General features: G+C 61.2%; 14 protein-coding genes. 9 read left to right on the forward strand and 5 right to left on the reverse strand.

Features of this window, described 5'->3' with window-relative positions; translation table 11 throughout:
* Positions 1-24: 24 nt before the first annotated feature.
* On the reverse strand, positions 25-717 hold the full coding sequence (locus NKH16_RS00980; RefSeq protein ID WP_352742729.1) for a TetR/AcrR family transcriptional regulator: 693 nt from the start codon (positions 715-717) through the stop codon (positions 25-27).
* A gap of 136 nt (positions 718-853) precedes the next feature.
* On the opposite strand from NKH16_RS00980, the gene NKH16_RS00985 reads away from it, so the two are divergent.
* Genes NKH16_RS00985 through NKH16_RS00995 form a run of 3 tightly spaced genes read left to right on the forward strand, consistent with a single transcriptional unit; the run spans position 854 to position 3,780 of the window.
* Complete coding sequence (locus NKH16_RS00985) at positions 854-1,864, forward strand: efflux RND transporter periplasmic adaptor subunit (RefSeq protein WP_502894916.1); 1,011 nt, start codon at positions 854-856, stop codon at positions 1,862-1,864.
* 6 nt (positions 1,865-1,870) lie between these two features.
* Positions 1,871-3,112, forward strand: a complete 1,242-nt coding sequence (locus tag NKH16_RS00990) for an ABC transporter permease (RefSeq protein WP_352448844.1) — start codon at positions 1,871-1,873, stop codon at positions 3,110-3,112.
* Complete coding sequence (locus NKH16_RS00995) at positions 3,109-3,780, forward strand: ABC transporter ATP-binding protein (protein ID WP_352742731.1); 672 nt, start codon at positions 3,109-3,111, stop codon at positions 3,778-3,780. Before NKH16_RS00990 ends, NKH16_RS00995 begins: the two co-directional genes overlap by 4 nt.
* A gap of 21 nt (positions 3,781-3,801) precedes the next feature.
* On the opposite strand, the gene otsB is transcribed toward NKH16_RS00995, so the two are convergent.
* The 4 genes from otsB to NKH16_RS01015 all read right to left on the reverse strand — a co-directional run bounded on the left by otsB (position 3,802) and on the right by NKH16_RS01015 (position 9,792).
* Entirely contained in the window at positions 3,802-4,563 is a 762-nt protein-coding gene (gene otsB / locus NKH16_RS01000) for a trehalose-phosphatase (protein ID WP_352448846.1), read from the reverse strand.
* Positions 4,560-6,341, reverse strand: coding sequence for an alpha,alpha-trehalose-phosphate synthase (UDP-forming) (locus tag NKH16_RS01005; protein WP_023674969.1), 1,782 nt, complete (start codon positions 6,339-6,341; stop codon positions 4,560-4,562). Before NKH16_RS01005 ends, otsB begins: the two co-directional genes overlap by 4 nt.
* Before the next feature lie 179 nt (positions 6,342-6,520).
* Positions 6,521-8,683, reverse strand: coding sequence for an amylo-alpha-1,6-glucosidase (locus NKH16_RS01010; RefSeq protein ID WP_023674970.1), 2,163 nt, complete (start codon positions 8,681-8,683; stop codon positions 6,521-6,523).
* A 47-nt stretch (positions 8,684-8,730) separates the two neighbouring features.
* Entirely contained in the window at positions 8,731-9,792 is a 1,062-nt protein-coding gene (locus tag NKH16_RS01015; protein WP_352897976.1) for a glycosyltransferase family 4 protein, read from the reverse strand.
* Between the two features lie 255 nt (positions 9,793-10,047).
* Here NKH16_RS01015 and NKH16_RS01020 point away from each other — a divergent pair, with 255 nt between their 5' ends.
* From NKH16_RS01020 to NKH16_RS01045, 6 genes are all read left to right on the forward strand, one after another.
* The gene (locus NKH16_RS01020) at positions 10,048-10,350 is read left to right on the forward strand and encodes a DUF982 domain-containing protein (RefSeq protein WP_352474284.1); all 303 of its coding nucleotides are present in this window, start codon (positions 10,048-10,050) and stop codon (positions 10,348-10,350) included.
* Positions 10,351-11,015: 665 nt separating this feature from the next.
* Positions 11,016-11,183, forward strand: coding sequence for a hypothetical protein (locus tag NKH16_RS01025; RefSeq protein ID WP_352448851.1), 168 nt, complete (start codon positions 11,016-11,018; stop codon positions 11,181-11,183).
* Positions 11,184-11,444: 261 nt separating this feature from the next.
* Complete coding sequence (locus NKH16_RS01030) at positions 11,445-11,669, forward strand: hypothetical protein (protein ID WP_352742735.1); 225 nt, start codon at positions 11,445-11,447, stop codon at positions 11,667-11,669.
* A 215-nt stretch (positions 11,670-11,884) separates the two neighbouring features.
* A complete protein-coding gene (locus NKH16_RS34975; protein ID WP_502893791.1) occupies positions 11,885-12,139 on the forward strand; it encodes a DUF6894 family protein in 255 nt (84 codons plus the stop codon).
* Between the two features lie 463 nt (positions 12,140-12,602).
* A complete protein-coding gene (locus NKH16_RS01040; RefSeq protein WP_352742737.1) occupies positions 12,603-13,145 on the forward strand; it encodes a class I SAM-dependent methyltransferase in 543 nt (180 codons plus the stop codon).
* Positions 13,146-13,382: 237 nt separating this feature from the next.
* Entirely contained in the window at positions 13,383-15,170 is a 1,788-nt protein-coding gene (locus NKH16_RS01045; protein WP_198023529.1) for an ABC transporter ATP-binding protein, read from the forward strand.
* Positions 15,171-15,175: the final 5 nt, after the last annotated feature.

The raw sequence follows: 15,175 nt of genomic DNA on the forward strand, positions 1-15,175 counted from the left end.
CTCTCCTCCATCGCTGTCAGCGGCTTACGGTCCGGCTTCGAGAAAAGCCCGGGCAAAACCGGGCTGCACGGCTTCTATCGTTCCATCGGGCAACTTCAAAAGCCGGTCGATTGCGATGCCGTAGAACCGCAATCGGCCCTCGAGCAGCCGCGCTGCTTCGTCGATATTACCCTGTTCGGCCTGTAGCAGGGCGCGGTGCATCACGTCCCGAAAGGTCAGCCGGAGTTGCAGGAACATCTCGGCAAAAGCTTGCGGGTCGGGCACGTCGAGAATGCCTTCCTCGCTTCCCTTCCTGAGCAGATTTGTGATTATCGGCTCGGCCAGTTCCCTGGCCGCCTGGTCGACCCGATGGAAGAGGGCAAGGTTCTCGGGCCGGAACACGACGAAGAACGTTTTTCGCAATTGCGGGGCAAGCTCGATGTTCAGCCGTCGCGAGCCGGCAAAGAGCGCATTGAGCCGGCCAATCCCATCGAGTGACGGGTCGTCGAGGAGGGGTTGCAGCTCGGCAAGGCTGTCACGTGCGAGACGTCTGGCGAGCGCCTCCAGCAGGGCCTCCTTCGACGCGAAATAGTGATAGAACGCACCCTTCGACAAGCCGGCCTCGCGGATGATGTCGTTCACCGTCGTGTTGTCGTAGCCATGCTCGAAGAAAAGCCGCTGGGCACAGTCGAGGAGCTCGGCGGATCGTATCTCCGGCGGCTTTATTACTCGGGGCAAAATCAACCTCAAAAAGTACAGGGGGCAAGAGGAGCACGAACCGTTTCTTTATGCAACTTTTATAGACCGACGGTCGGTCTAATGCTATGTCTGCCACCGCTCCGACGTTCGCATTCGATGGTGGAGGGAGAGCTTCTTGCGACGGATACGTTGGACTGTCGGCATCGTTCTTGTCGCGGCGACTGCTGCTTTCGGCGCTTGGTATGTGTTGCAGCCGGCCAAGGTTTCGGTCGTGACGCCACAACGCGGCGACGCGGCGGAAATTGTCTATGCGAGCGGCTCCGTCGAGCCGCGAACCTGGGCCAAGGTGGCTCCCGTGGTTCGCGAGCGGATCGTCGAGCAATGCAATTGCGAGGGGTCGCGAGTTAGGCAGGGCGACGTACTCGCCAGGCTCGACGACAGTGAAGCGCGGGCGGCGCTTGGCGAACTCGAGGCGCGTCAAGCACTTGCCCAGGAAGAGCTCCGGAGGCTGACCGTGCTTGCCGAAAGGCGTGCGGCAAGCCAGCAGGCGCTCGATCGCGCGCAAAGCGAGCTTGGCCAGATCGAAGCGCTGGTTGCCGGACAGAAAGCGCGGCTCGACACCTACGTCTTACGAGCGCCGAGCGCCGGCGTCGTGCTCAGGCAGGACGGGGAGGTGGGTGAGGTCGCCGAACTCGGCACGGTGTTGTTCTGGGTCGGCGAGCCGAAGCCGCTCCTGGTGGTCGCCGAGGTCAACGAGGAGGACATTCCACGGGTCGAGATCGGCCAGCGCGCGCTGCTTAAATCCGACGCGTTCCCTCGGCAGAATCTGGAAGCGGTGGTCGACAGCATCACGCCCAAGGGCGATCCGGTGACGAAGACCTATCGCGTCCGCTTCCGCCTGCCGGACAATACGCTGCTTCGCATAGGCATGTCGACCGACGTGAACATCGTCATCCGCGTCTCGAAAAACGCGCTGCTGATCCCGTCCGTCGCGATCGAAGGGAACAATGTGTTCATGGTCGAGGGCGGCAAGGCCGGGCGCCGTGAAATCCGCACGGGCATTCGTGGCACCAATGGCGTCGAGGTACGGTCAGGCATCGACGAGAAGGCCAGCATCGTCTCGCCCTATCCCGCTGACCTCGGCGACGGTGCGCGCGTGAGCATCGCCGCCGCGCAGGAGAGATAGGCAACGATGGCGCTGATCGTCGACATTGCCGTAACGCATATCGCCGGCCGCGGCCGCCAGACGCTGGTCGCCATAGTCGGCGTCGCGGTGGGTGTCGGCTTCTCAATTGCGATGGCGGCGCTGATGCAGGGCGGGCAGGACGATTTCGTCAGGCAGCTCGTCGACACGATGCCGCATGTCGACATCACCGACGAGCAGCGCACCGCCCGCCGGCAGCCGGCCGAGGACTACTTCGAGACCGCCGCCATCTCGGGGCTCCGGCCACGCGACGATCGACGCGGCATTATCAACCCGACCGCCGCGACCTCTTGGCTGGAGAGCTGGATTCCCGGCCGGTTCGCAGCAAGCCTCAAGACGCAGGGCGTGATCCGCTATTCCAGCCGCGAAGTGGGCGCAGCTATCATCGGGGTCGATCCGCAGCGCGAGACCGGCGTTTCACCGATCGTCGGAGAGTTCGTCGAAGGCAGCTTTTCGGAACTTGCCGCGGGCGGCAACAACGTGCTGATCGGCAACACGATGGCGAGCCGGCTCGGTGCCGGGTTCGGCGATACGATAACGGCGGTCTCCTCGGAAGGGCTCACGCGCAATTTCAAGATCGCCGGCCTTTTCCACACCGGCACCACCGCGCGCGACGAAGGCGAAGCTTATGTGCTTTTGAAGAACGCGCAGATTCTCTCAGCGCGGCCAAACGCCATCAACGAGATCCGCATCAAGCTCGACGACCCCAACCGCGCTCCGGCGGTGGCGCATCGTGCAGAGGCCGAACTGGGCTACAAGGCCGTGGCGTGGCAGGAGGCCAATGAATCGATCCTCGAAGCACTCGTCGTGCGCAACGTCATCATGTACACCGTCGTCGGCGCGATCATGCTGGTTGCTGGCTTCGGCATCTACAACATCATCTCCACCATCACGCACGAGAAGGCGCGCGACATCGCCATCATGAAGTCGCTTGGCTTCCCGGAGTCCGACATGCGCCGGCTCTTTTTGCTGGAAGGCGTGGCGATCGGCGCTGCCGGCTCTGTGCTCGGCGGGGTGCTTGGCTTCTCCATGACCTATGCACTGTCGCTGGTGCGTTTCGAGATCGCCGCGACTGGCCAGGAGATGACCCGGCTGCCGATCGCTTGGAGCTTGATGCACTACGTCATCGCGTCGGCTTTCGCGCTGGGCTCGGCGGCAGTGGCCGGCTACCTGCCGGCGCGCCGTGCGGCGCGCCTGAACCCCGTCGAGATTATCCGAGGCGCGTCATGAGCGCACTCATCGAGACCGAGAGACTGACCCGCATCTTGCCCGAGACGGTCCCCGTTACGCTGGTCAAGGACATCACGCTCACGATCAACGACAACGAATTCGTCACCGTGACCGGTCCCTCCGGCTCCGGTAAGTCCTCGCTGCTCTATCTGCTTGGGTTGCTCGACCGGCCGACAGGCGGGACCTTGAGGATAGGCGGACGCGATAGCGAGCCTATGAATGAAAGGGAGCGCGCGCAGACACGGCTTTCGACGCTGGGCTTCGTCTTCCAGTTTCATTTCCTTCTGCCGGAATTCACGGCGCGCGAAAATGTCGAAATCCCGATGCGCAAGCTTGGTCGGCTGGCCCGACCCGTGATGCGCGAACGGGCGGGCGAGTTGCTGTCATCCCTTGGACTCGGCGAGCATCTCGACAAGCGGCCTGACCAGCTCTCCGGCGGCCAGCGTCAGCGCGTCGCGGTGGCACGTTCGCTCGCCAACGACCCGCCGCTTATCCTCGCCGATGAGCCGACGGGGAGCCTCGACAGCAAGAGCTCCGAGCAGGTCTTCACGATCCTGCAGAATCTGGTGCGCGAGCGCGGCAAGACCGTCGTGGCGGTTACGCACGATCTCGACATGGCGGCGCGCATGGATCGCCGCATTCACATCGTGGACGGCAAGATCGAATAAGGCGTGTTGATATTCAGATGATCAAGAGACCGGCAAGGCCTCGAAATTGGCCTCGAGCCAGGCTATTGCGCCGGTCACGTCGTCGAGGGCATAGTTTGCGGTCGTCGGTCCGTTCGGCTTCACGCGGATGGAGATGCCGCCAATTTTATTGATCGCCTCGAAACCGTGTTCGTCCGATGTATCGTCTCCGAGGAATATCGGCCGCCCGCCGACAAAGGGCGGAATGTCCATGAAACGCCGGATGGCAGCACCTTTGACGGCTTCCAAAGGCATGAGCTCGACGCCGGCGTTTCCCGGAAGCACCCGATAACCCTTCGGAAGCCGGGCCAATGCCTGTTCGACGAGCTGGATTGCGGGTGCAAGCAGTTGCGGTGCTGCTCTTGTATGAACGGCAAGGACCGGCCCCTTGCGCTCGACATAGACCTTGCCGCTGCCCAGTTCGGCCTCGATCTCGTCCGCAAGGGCGGCGATGTCGGCCGGCGCGTCGGCGGCATCGATCGGACCGCTCGGCGTCAGCCGGTGCTCCAGCCCATACAGTCCGGCGATCCGCAGCTTCAGCGGATGGAACAGTTTGTCCACGGCGGGAATCGATCGGCCGGTGATGAAGGCGACCGCACCATCCAGCCGCCGCTCGATGCGTTCGAGCAGATTGCGCAATTCCTCGCCGACGAACACCGCGTCGGGATGGGCAGCGTGTTCCAGCAGGGTTCCGTCGATATCGAGGAACAGCGCCCATTGCCCTTCCGACAGGTTCAACGCCGGCGGTTGTTCAAAGCTTTTCACGACGCTGCCTTCCGAGCCCGCTCGAACATCGAGATGACGTTGTTGGTGTTCGATGGCGGGCGCTCGCCGGTTCCGGTCACCCTGTCGAGATCGCCGCGTTTTCGCAGGCGCGCGGCGTCCAGCAGCATACTGCCGGCCCAGCGGTAGACATTGTTGTCGCGGACCATCTCGCGCATCGGCCGCAAACGTTCGCGCTGCTCTTCCGGCGTCATCGTCAGCGCCTGCAACAGCGCCTCGCTCATCATGGCCGCATCGTAGGGGTTGACGATCAGTGCTTCCAGCAGTTCGCGCGAGGCACCGGCGAAGGTGCTGAGCAAAAGCACGCCCTGTTCGTCGTCGCGCGCTGCGACGAATTCCTTGGCGACAAGGTTCATGCCGTCATGCAGACTGGTGACCATACAGATGTCGGCGGCGCGATAGACCTCGTAGACCTGCTCCTGCCGATGATGTTCGGCGACCATCAGGATAGGGCTGTATGTCTCGCTGCCATAGCGCCGGTTGAGCTCCTCGGCACAGCGGCGGCATTCGTCGTGGAGTTGCTGGTAGGCGGGCAATGTCCCCCGGCTCGGCGCGGCGATCTGCAGGAAAACCACCTTGCCTATCCATTCGGGATATCTCGTGAACAATTCGTCCAAGGCATGGAAGCGATCGAGAATGCCTTTCGTGTAGTCGAGGCGCTCGACGCCAACGCATAGTTTGGTATCCGCAGACAGGCCGAATCTGTCGCGCACGCTGGCGCGGCACTCCTCCACAGACGGCAGTTTTGCCAGCAATTGGGCCGGCCATTCTATGGAAATGGGATAGGCGTGGACCAATGTGGTCTGCCCACCATAGGAGATTGCCGCGTCTGCCCGTTCGATCCGGCTCTCCAGAAAGCGGTCGACACTTTCGGTGAAGTTGTTGGCATGGAATTGGGTATGAAAGCCGATGATCGAACTGCCGAGCAGTCCTTCCAGGATCCGCTCACGCCACGGACAGATGCTAAATACTTCCGAATTGGGCCAAGGGATATGCCAGAAGGTGATGACTATCGCGTCCGGCAGGCGCTGGCGGATCATGCGCGGCAGCAGCGCGAAATGGTAGTCCTGCACCAGCACGATCGGCCGTTCGTTGCGGGCTTCGGCAACCACCGTATCGGCGAATTTGCGGTTGACGGCCTCGTAGGCGTCCCAGTCCGAGGCGCGAAACACGGGGCGGGTGAAGGCGATATGGCAAAGCGGCCATAGGCCCTCATTAGCGAAGCCCAGATAATAGCCCTGATATTCCTCCTCCGTCAGCCAGACCCTGCGCAGCGTGTAGGACGGATTGCCTGGCGGCACCTGCACCCGGTCGTCCTTGTCGACGGTGAGGCGGTCTGCCGTGCCGCCGCCATAGGCGATCCAGGTGCCGGCACAGGCGCGGGTGATGGGCTCGAGTGCCGAAACCAGCCCGCTGGCCGGCACCAAAAGTTGGACCCCGTCGTCCTTGATGTTGTGGATGTAGGGTTCGCGGTTGGACACCACGATGACCTGTGCGTCCGGCAGGTCGTCGGCCAGGATCTTGCGCAACGTGTCGGGCGACCATGTGACCAGTGCCGCATCGGCCGACTGGCCGTTCTTTTCGAACTCGCGCAGCACCTTGCGTGCCGCTTCCGACGCGACATCCTCGCTCGGCGTGTATGCGGCCGCCGTTGCGCGGCCGCGACGCTGGCGGGATATCGACAGGAGAATGGCAAAAGCAGAAAAGCCAAAACTTGCAATCAGCAAAACCCAGAGCAGGTTTACAGTATAATCTGACATGGAATGTGATCTCGCCTCCGGCCGGCCGATAGCCGTTTTTTATTTGTTTTCTGGTTCGCCGCCATATGACAGCAACACCATCCCCGCCCCGCCCATTTTTGCAACGCACAAAGAGGCTATCGGTTCCGGGACGATTGCAATGCCGCACGTCATTTTCAATGCGCCGCAGCGCGGCGGCATCAAGTGCGCACGATGAGCGGCACCATCCCCTCATACCGATCGGCGAGAAAGGCAACGACCCGGTCGCCGACACGCTGGAATGTGAGGTCGACCACTGTCGAGCCGACACCTAGATGCCGCAATGTCAGCGTGTCGATGCCGATCGGCAGCCTTGGGCGGGTGACCCGGATTTCGCTGTTCCAGCCGTCGATTTCGAGCCCAAGGCAGGCCTGCATCAGCATGAAGGCCGATCCCGCCGACCAGGCCTGCGGCAGGCACGCGACGGGATAGGCGATGGGCGCTTCGCCCGGCGACCGGGTAAAGCCGCAGAACAGTTCCGGCAGCCGCATGTTGAAATGGACAGCCGATTCGAACGTGCCGCTCATCAGCCGGACCACACTGTCGCGCACGCCATAACGTGCCAGGCCGGCACCGCACATGGCGGTGTCGTGCGGCCAGATCGAACCATTGTGGTAGGACATCGGATTGAAGAATATCGCATCGTCGGCCAGCGTCCTCACTCCCCAACCAGAGTGGAACGACGCAGAGAGCAGCTGATCGGCGACCATCTGCGCCCGTTCCGGCTCGGGCAGCCCGACAAAGAGAAGATGGCCGGCATTCGACGTCCGTACCTTGCAGAGCTCGCCTGCACCATCGATCGCCAGTGCATAGAAATTGAGATCGTCCATCCAGAAATGGCGTTCCACCGCGGCGCGCATGGTTTCGGCGCGTTCCTCCCAATGATCGGCCTTGTCGTCCTCGCCGCGGCGGCGGGCGAGCGCCGCCAGCCCACGGAACGCGGCAAAGACGTAGCCTTGCACCTCGACCAGGGCGATCGGCCCCTTGGGCATGCGGCCATCGGCATGGAAGACGGAATCGAAACTGTCCTTCCAGCCCTGGTTGGCAAGGCCGGTCTCGGCGCCGCGCTGGTAGGTAACGAAGCCGGTCGCGCGGCTTGTCTCCTCCGTCCATTCGGCCGCTGCACAGAGCGATGGCCACAGGCTGTCGACGAACGCCATGTCGCCGGTACGATCCGCATAGGCGCAAGCGAGATGAATGTAGAGCGGCGTGGTATCGACGCCGCCGTAATAGCGGCCGAACGGGAGCTCCCGCAGTGCCGCCATCTCGCCCTTGCGGGTCTCGTGCATGATCTTGCCCGGCTGCGAATCGCTGAACGGCGACGTTTCGGTCGCCTGATGCTGGGCGAGAAAGGCGAGTACGCCGCGCGCCAGCCCTGGATTCAACCACAGCATCTGCAATGCGGAAATCACCCCGTCGCGGCCAAATGCCGTCGAGAACCAGGGTATGCCGGCATAGGGGTAGGGTCCGGTTGAAAGCTCGGTGGTCAGCAACGCCACGTCCGCGCGCGCGCGTTCGATCCAGTCGTTGAAGACGCGGCCGGAGCTGTGCACCGTCGCGCCGTGGCGGCGTTTGGCGCGCATGCCGAAGCGAGCGCGGGCGGCGGCAGCCCGAAAACGGTCGCGGTCGGGTGTCTCCGCCACTTCCGGGCCGACCTCGATATAGAGGACCTCGCTGCTGCGCTTCGTCACCGCAACCAGGAAATCCGCGCGGCTGGCGGTCAAATTGTCCGGCGCCTGCGAGAACGAGATCGCTGACAGGCGCACGAGCTGGTCCAGCCCGTCATATCGAAGCACCACGGATGTCGGACTGGTCTCGGCGGCGTGGGCTATTCCGCGCTTGAGCCGGGTCGAACCGCGCACCTCGAACATGTCGCGGAAATCTGCTGCGAAATGCAAGGAAACCCGAATGGCCGACGATTCCTGGCTGTAGTTGGAAAGGGTGATGCGCTCGAACAGCCGGTCCTGCCAAAGCAGCCTGACGCGTTCTATGTGGATCGCGCCCTGCGGAATGTCGCGACCACCGACACTCTGGATCGGCAGATTGGTCAGGTTCGAGGTGAAAAGCACATTATCCTGGCTGAGCGAGGCGCCGAGCAACGACATTTGCCGGCCACCGACCGTCAGCCGGAATTCCGAAAGCACACGCGTGTCGTCTCGGAAAAAGCCATCGCCGGCGCCGCGGATGTCGCCATAGGCGTCGGCCACCGCGAAGCAGTCGGCTTGCTTGAGGGCGAACAGCCGGTGCGGCTCCCGGGGCGCAACCTCGTCGAGGGAGGCAAGGGCTACGGCGGGATCAAGCTTACGCTCGTCGAGTTGATTCATACGTCACAAGCTCTGTCGTTTCGTTCCAACGTCCACAATGACGCCGATCAGGACGCTCTCGCTTCACCGGGAGTACCGATCAGGCGCGCATAGGCAGCCACATAGTCGTGGGCCATTCTCGTGGCAGAAAAACGGTTTTCGAACACGGCTCTCACCTGTCGCCTGTCGAGGCGCAGCAATTCCGGTATCGAGGTGACCGCGGCATCGACCGTATCGACAAGGAAACCGGTCACGCCGTGGTCGATGATCTCCGGCAGGGCACCGCATTTCCAGGCGATTACCGGCGTGCCACAGGCCATAGCCTCTATCGCGGCAAGACCGAACGGCTCCGGCCAATCGATCGGAAACAGCAGGCCGGCCGCCTTGCCGAGGAATTCCGCTTTTCTGTCCTCTTCGATCTCGCCGATATAGTCGACACGGTCGCCGTCGATCAGCGGCTCGACCGTGTCGTGGAAAAAAGCGCGGTCGTCGTGGCCGATCTTTGCCGCAAGCTTCAGTTTCAGCCCGGAGCGCAAGGCGATCTCAATGGCACGCTCTGGGCGCTTGTCGCGCGACAGCCGGCCGAGAAAGGCCAGATACGGCTCGTCCACCTCCGTCTCGAAAGTCGGCTTGTACATATTGATCGGTAGCCCGTGATGGATGGTCGCCAGCCAATTGGCCCTGGGTAGCCCGGTTCTCTGGCTGCGCGAAATCGAGATCATCGGAAAGCGCGGAAAATGTTCGTAGGCCGGGGCCAGGTCGACATAGTCGAGCCTGCCATGCGGTGTCGTCACCGTCCGGTCGGGCATGTGTTCGAAGAAAGGAAAATGCAGGAAGTGGCTGAGATGGAAATGGATGATGTCGAACTGTTGCGCACGGCTCCTCACCTCGGCGAGCATCGAGAGATGCGCCGCGGTTTCGGATTTGTGCGGGCGTGGATCGAGACGGAGCGCGCGCTCGCGACACGCCACCAATTTCGCCGACGTCTTGGTATCGCCGCTGGCGAACAGGGTCACGTCATGGCCAAGCTCGAGCAATCCTTCGGTCAGATAGGAGACGATGCGCTCCGTCCCTCCATAGAACCGGGGTGGCACGGATTCATGGAGCGGCGCCACATGGGCTATTCTCATGTTTTGGCATTTCCCTCAAAAAGACTGCTCGTGGCATCGAAATGCATCAGCCGCGCTAACGTTCCCGTACAATGGCAAGATGTCACCCAATTGGGGCAAGATGTCACCCAATTGAAGCTGCCGGGCGCTTCCACCGCTGCTCGTCTCGTCCAGCCAACATTTTTCAGGCCAAGCCCTCTTTTGCCGGGAACCAAAGTCGGGTTCGCGAGTTTAGTGGGGTTCGATCGCACGCATCCGGTCGACGGGGAGGAAATGATGGACCGCTTGCAATTCTTTTCGCCCGTGCGGATTTTGCGCGGACAGGGACAGCCCGTGGAGGAGATCGACAGCGTTGCCGAAGCAATGGCATTCTTGCGAAAATGGCCGGCCGGGCGGCGCGGGCCGGTTTACCAGTGCGCCGTGAATTGCTGCGCTGCGGCCATGGCCGGCCGGATGTCGGCCGAGGAAGCGCGAAAGGCTTTTGCCGGCTTCGCCCGGATCACCCGCCTGCTCGAGGGCGATCGGCCGTTACCGATGAGCGGCGAGGATCGGCATCGCGATCACGCCTTGAGGCGATAGCACCGACTGCCGCAGATCGTCCGAGCAAGGATGGCATTCAGCCGGAGCACCCGATCGGCGACCGACGAGCAACGCCGGCAAGGTGTCGTAGAGCGCTGCCCAGTAGGGGGCGTAAAACTCACACCGGTATTCCGGCACTATCCAGTAGTGCCGCTTGAGCTGCTGGCGCCGCTCGATCCGCCGCTGCTTGAGCCGCCGATGGGCCTCTTGTTGACGTTGCGTGGGGAGGGATGGTTGTTAGCGCCCTCGTTTACATTTTCGCAGGTGCACTTGCGCTGATATTTGGTGCCGAAGGCACTGCCTTCATTGCTCGCCTTCTGGCAGACCGACCCATGGCAAATCAAAGTCGCTTCGGTTGTCACGGGGGTAAGGCCCGTGATGACTAGTGCGGTTGTCGTGGCTGCCATGGCCATGATTGTGAACCGGAGTAAATTCCGAAAATTTGCATAGATACCTCGCTTTCTGACGCCTCGCTTCTCGGGCTCACGCCCAAGCGTCCTCGTTGTCGAGTGGGTGTTTGCGACAAGCCCGCATACGGATCGCTTACGCCTCAGCGGTCGGGGCTCAGGGGCGGCATAAAAAGTTGGACGAAGCGCAGACAATGGTGCCGCATTGCGGTATTTCGACCGGAAAAGGCCAAAGATGCACTTTTGGGGGAATGGAAAATGTCGAAACGGCTTAGACTGGTGCTGGGAACGGCCGGCGCAATTGCCGTCGCCATTGTCTGGGGAATCATCGCCACGTCGATGGGTGTGCCATCGATTCTGATCACTCTAGGAGCGGTCGCGATCGGCGCGGGCATCTACAGCTATGTCGATCGAAGCCGAAGCTGATCCGGTTATCAGGTACGGGCATAGCGCAAAAATCCCACGGTCGCAGACTGTCTGTGCCAATGCTCAGTGTACGAAAATTACCAACGACAGCGTTCTGTGGAACGAGTGGCCTGCCGAAGCTATTGTGGTGGCGGTCCGAGACACCCCGCCTCGGGTCATTGGCTCACCCAGCCGAGTGGTCCGCTGCTACCCAATGGCAGCGGACCTTCATCCGGAGGACAGACCCGGAAGACGGACATTGTGCCGAATCGAGGGAGAACGATGGTCGTTGACGAGATTGCCGCGCGGCGCCTGAAAATTCTGCTCGAGCAATACATGGAGACCAGGAAGAGGCGCCACGATGCGGTTTCCACCGCAGCGGCTGAGATCGCGATCAGGGCTGTCATGCCGAATTGCCCGGTCTCCGGAAAAGCCCTGGACGACATGATTGCGGCATGTGCGTTCGAACACGGGCTGGGGGTGCTGTTCGATCAACCTGACGCATGAAGGCCTAAACGCCATGAATCCGAACGCCAAAATCGCACGGTGCTGTCGTGCACAAATCCGACGCTGTTCCTGAGGCGCTCGCCACTAATGCGCATCGCGTCGATCGGCCTCATGCGACGCGCTTTAAGTGCTTGTTTTTGTGCATGTCGTTGCCGCTAAACCGCTGCACAGTTTTGCGCGACATGCATTAGAGAAACCGACCGACCGGAGCAGCCATGCCGAGATATTTTTTCCATTTCCGAAACAATGAGGGCCGCTTGACGGAAGATTTCGAAGGTCAGGAGTTGGACGGTTTGTCCGCGGCTCAGGATAACGCAATGGCTTCGGCCAAGGAAATCCTGGCCGAGGGTCTGCTCAGCGGCGGCCCAGTCCTGACAGGCCTTTCCTTCGAAATCTGCGACGAGAACCGGAAGCTGCTTTTCCGATTTCCATTCTCGGAAGCTGCCGAAAAGGCCGGCGCTCGACCTTGATTGGCCAAAAAGCCCGGCGATGCGGGCTTTGATCGAGCCTGGCTGAAAAACCGCATGTCGTGGCAAGACGGTCGTTGGTGCAAATCAGCACCATAGGCAAATTAGTAGCATAGCTGCCGGCACAAAGCAAGAACAAATATGGCTTGCCTTGCCGACGGGCCATTACTTATGTCCCTGCGTGTGCCGGCCCGGGCTATCGTGCGTTTCAGGAACTCGAGGGCAGGCACGGGTAGGGGGCGCCAAGCGACGTTGCCATTTCCAACCAGTATGTCGATTTGTCGGGGCCGGGTGTTCGTCAACTTACCGAAACGTCTTCGCAGGATGCTGTGATCAGGAGTTCCTTTCTCCCGCGGTTGCGTTTACAGGACGCTCAGGACAGTGTCGTTTGCGCGCCAGCAACTGGACCGAGTTAGGCCGGGCGCACGGTCCCCCTCCGTCAAGGAAAACTAGTTCGGCGCCGTTTTTGGAGAACAATGATTTGTGGTGGTCAAATAAGCAAAAGAGATTCAAGGGAACGTGGGACGACAGACTGGACGGCCTATTCTCAGCAGAGGTCGACTACGCCGGGAAATCCATTCTCGATGTTGGCTGCAACATGGGTGTTGTCGCCTATGAGATATCCAAGCTAGGACCGAGTGCGATCCATGGGATCGACATTCTCAAGCCGCATATCGAGACGGCCAGGATGATCTTCCTGGGTTGTCCGGTCCAAAGCCGGTTCGATTGTCTCGATCTTGGCAGCCGGAAGCTGCAAAATGTTCTCCAACCGCAGTACGACATTGTCATGCTGCTGGCGGTCTACCATCACATGCAGTGGAGCCTCGGCGCGGACAAGGCGCGACGCGTGCTGTGCGACATCGCCGGGCGTGCTCAAACGATCGTTGCCCGCGTCCCTCCTGGCAAGGATAACGAGATGATCGCGGTGCTTTCGGATGTGGGCTTTTCAATCAAAAGCAATCACACATCGCCTCTTGGAAGCCATCTCATGGTCCTCGCGAAACACTGACCAGGCATAGCGCGGCCGACGACGAATGGCGCAAGAGCCGCGTGGCTGGGGTCCGCTATGCTCGCATGCGAGGAACCGACGGTCATAAGCCGATGACGTGCAAGGATCCGGTTCGGCATTGACTGCGCTCGGGAACGAAGCCACAGACAGGTGATCGAAACCGTCTCGCGCTTCAAGATAACGCGAAGACCGGACGGGATCGCAACGGGCGGCGACGAGATGATTACAAAGAAACGAGTGTCAACGGCCCCAGCATATCCGCTGATCAAGCGTCTGATTGGCGAAAATCTGCCGCCGCACAAGATGCTGTATGTGACAGGTTTGCTGTGCTCGATCGCCGCTGCTGCGGCGACCGGCGCGGCGGCCTGGATCATGAAAGTCATGATCAACACCATCTATGTCGAGCGAGACGCTGCCGCTGTATCGGGTATCAGCGCCGTCATCATCGGCATTTTCCTGGTCAAGGGCATAGCTGCCTACTGCCAGACCATCACGACGGGAAAGATTCGCCGGGCTATCGTTTCGGACCTGCAAAACCGGCAATTTTCCCGAATGGTGTATTTCGACATCAGCCGTTTCGCGAACCAGCATCCGGCAAAATTCATCTCCAAAATCATGTTCAACGCGCGCGCCGGGGCGACCGTTATTCTCACCCTCACGAGCAGCGCCGTCTCTGATCTGCTGACCCTGATTGCCTTGGCCAGCGTCATGGTCAAGCAGGACCCGGTGATGTCGCTGATATCCGTGGCGGTTCTGCCGATGCTGTTCCTGTCAGTCGGCGCGATAACAAGGAAGCTCAAGGCGCTGGCGAGGGGCGAGACGGAATTGGCCGCACAAGTCCAGTCGATCGGCACGGAAGCCGTCGAAGGCATCCGCACCATCAAGTCCTTCCAGCTCGAGGACAAGGCCGTCGCCAGCTTTGCAAAGGCCGTCCGCAAGATGGAAAGACGTGGCATCCAGATCAATCGGACGTCAGCATTGATGAGCCCATTGATGGAGACCGGCGGCGGCGTGATCATCGGGCTTTTCGTTATGTACGCCAGCTGGCAGACGCTCGGCAACGGCAAGACGCCCGGCGAATTCATGGCCTTCATTACCGCGTTCCTGCTTGCCTATGAGCCTGCCAAGAGGTTGGCCCGGGTCAATGTCGACATCCAGAAGCAAATGGTCGCCGTCGAGCAGATGTATGATTTGATCGACACGCCCGAGCAGCGGCGACTCGCGATCGCGGGCGAGCGTCTGACCGACGTCGATGGTGGTATCCGCTTTGAAGATGTGGCCTTTTCCTATGACGGCAACAGCCCCGCGCTCGAGGGTGTTTCCTTCGACGTGCGACCTCGTGAGAAGCTGGCGATCGTCGGCCGCTCCGGCGCCGGCAAGACCACCATCGTTAATCTGATCCTGCGCCTGATGGAGCCGGACAAGGGCAGGATCCTGATCGACGGAAAGGACATTTCGAAGATCAGCCTGGCCGACGTTCGCGATAACATCGCACTGGTATCCCAGGACGTCTTCCTGTTCGAAGGCTCGATCCGCGACAACATTCGCGACGGCCGCCCGAATGCCACGGATCAGGAAATCGAGTCCGCTGCGAACCTCGCCCGGGTCACCAGCTTTGCTTCGGCGCTCGAAAACGGGCTCGACACGCTTGTCGGGCCAAGCGGCACCAACCTGTCCGGCGGCCAGAAACAACGCGTTGCCATCGCGCGCGCCCTGCTCAAGAATGCTGCGGTAATCGTCTATGACGAAGCGACATCGGCGCTTGACGGTGAAAACGAACGGGCGGTTATGGAGGCAGCCTTCGACAACACATTTCAGCGCACGGTGATCTGCATTGCGCACAGGCTGTCTACAATCAAGGCGGCCGATCGTATTCTCGTGTTTGACGCCGGACAGCTTGTCGATGCTGGAACGCATGACCAGCTTGCCAAGCACAGCGAGATATATCGTTCGATATTCCACCTGGAGACGCCCGATCCGATGGTCGAAAGCGGCAAAAAGCTGCGGCAGAGCGTATTGCGCTGAAGGCC

The organism is Mesorhizobium sp. M1307 (genome assembly GCF_040318155.1).
GTDB lineage: Bacteria > Pseudomonadota > Alphaproteobacteria > Rhizobiales > Rhizobiaceae > Mesorhizobium.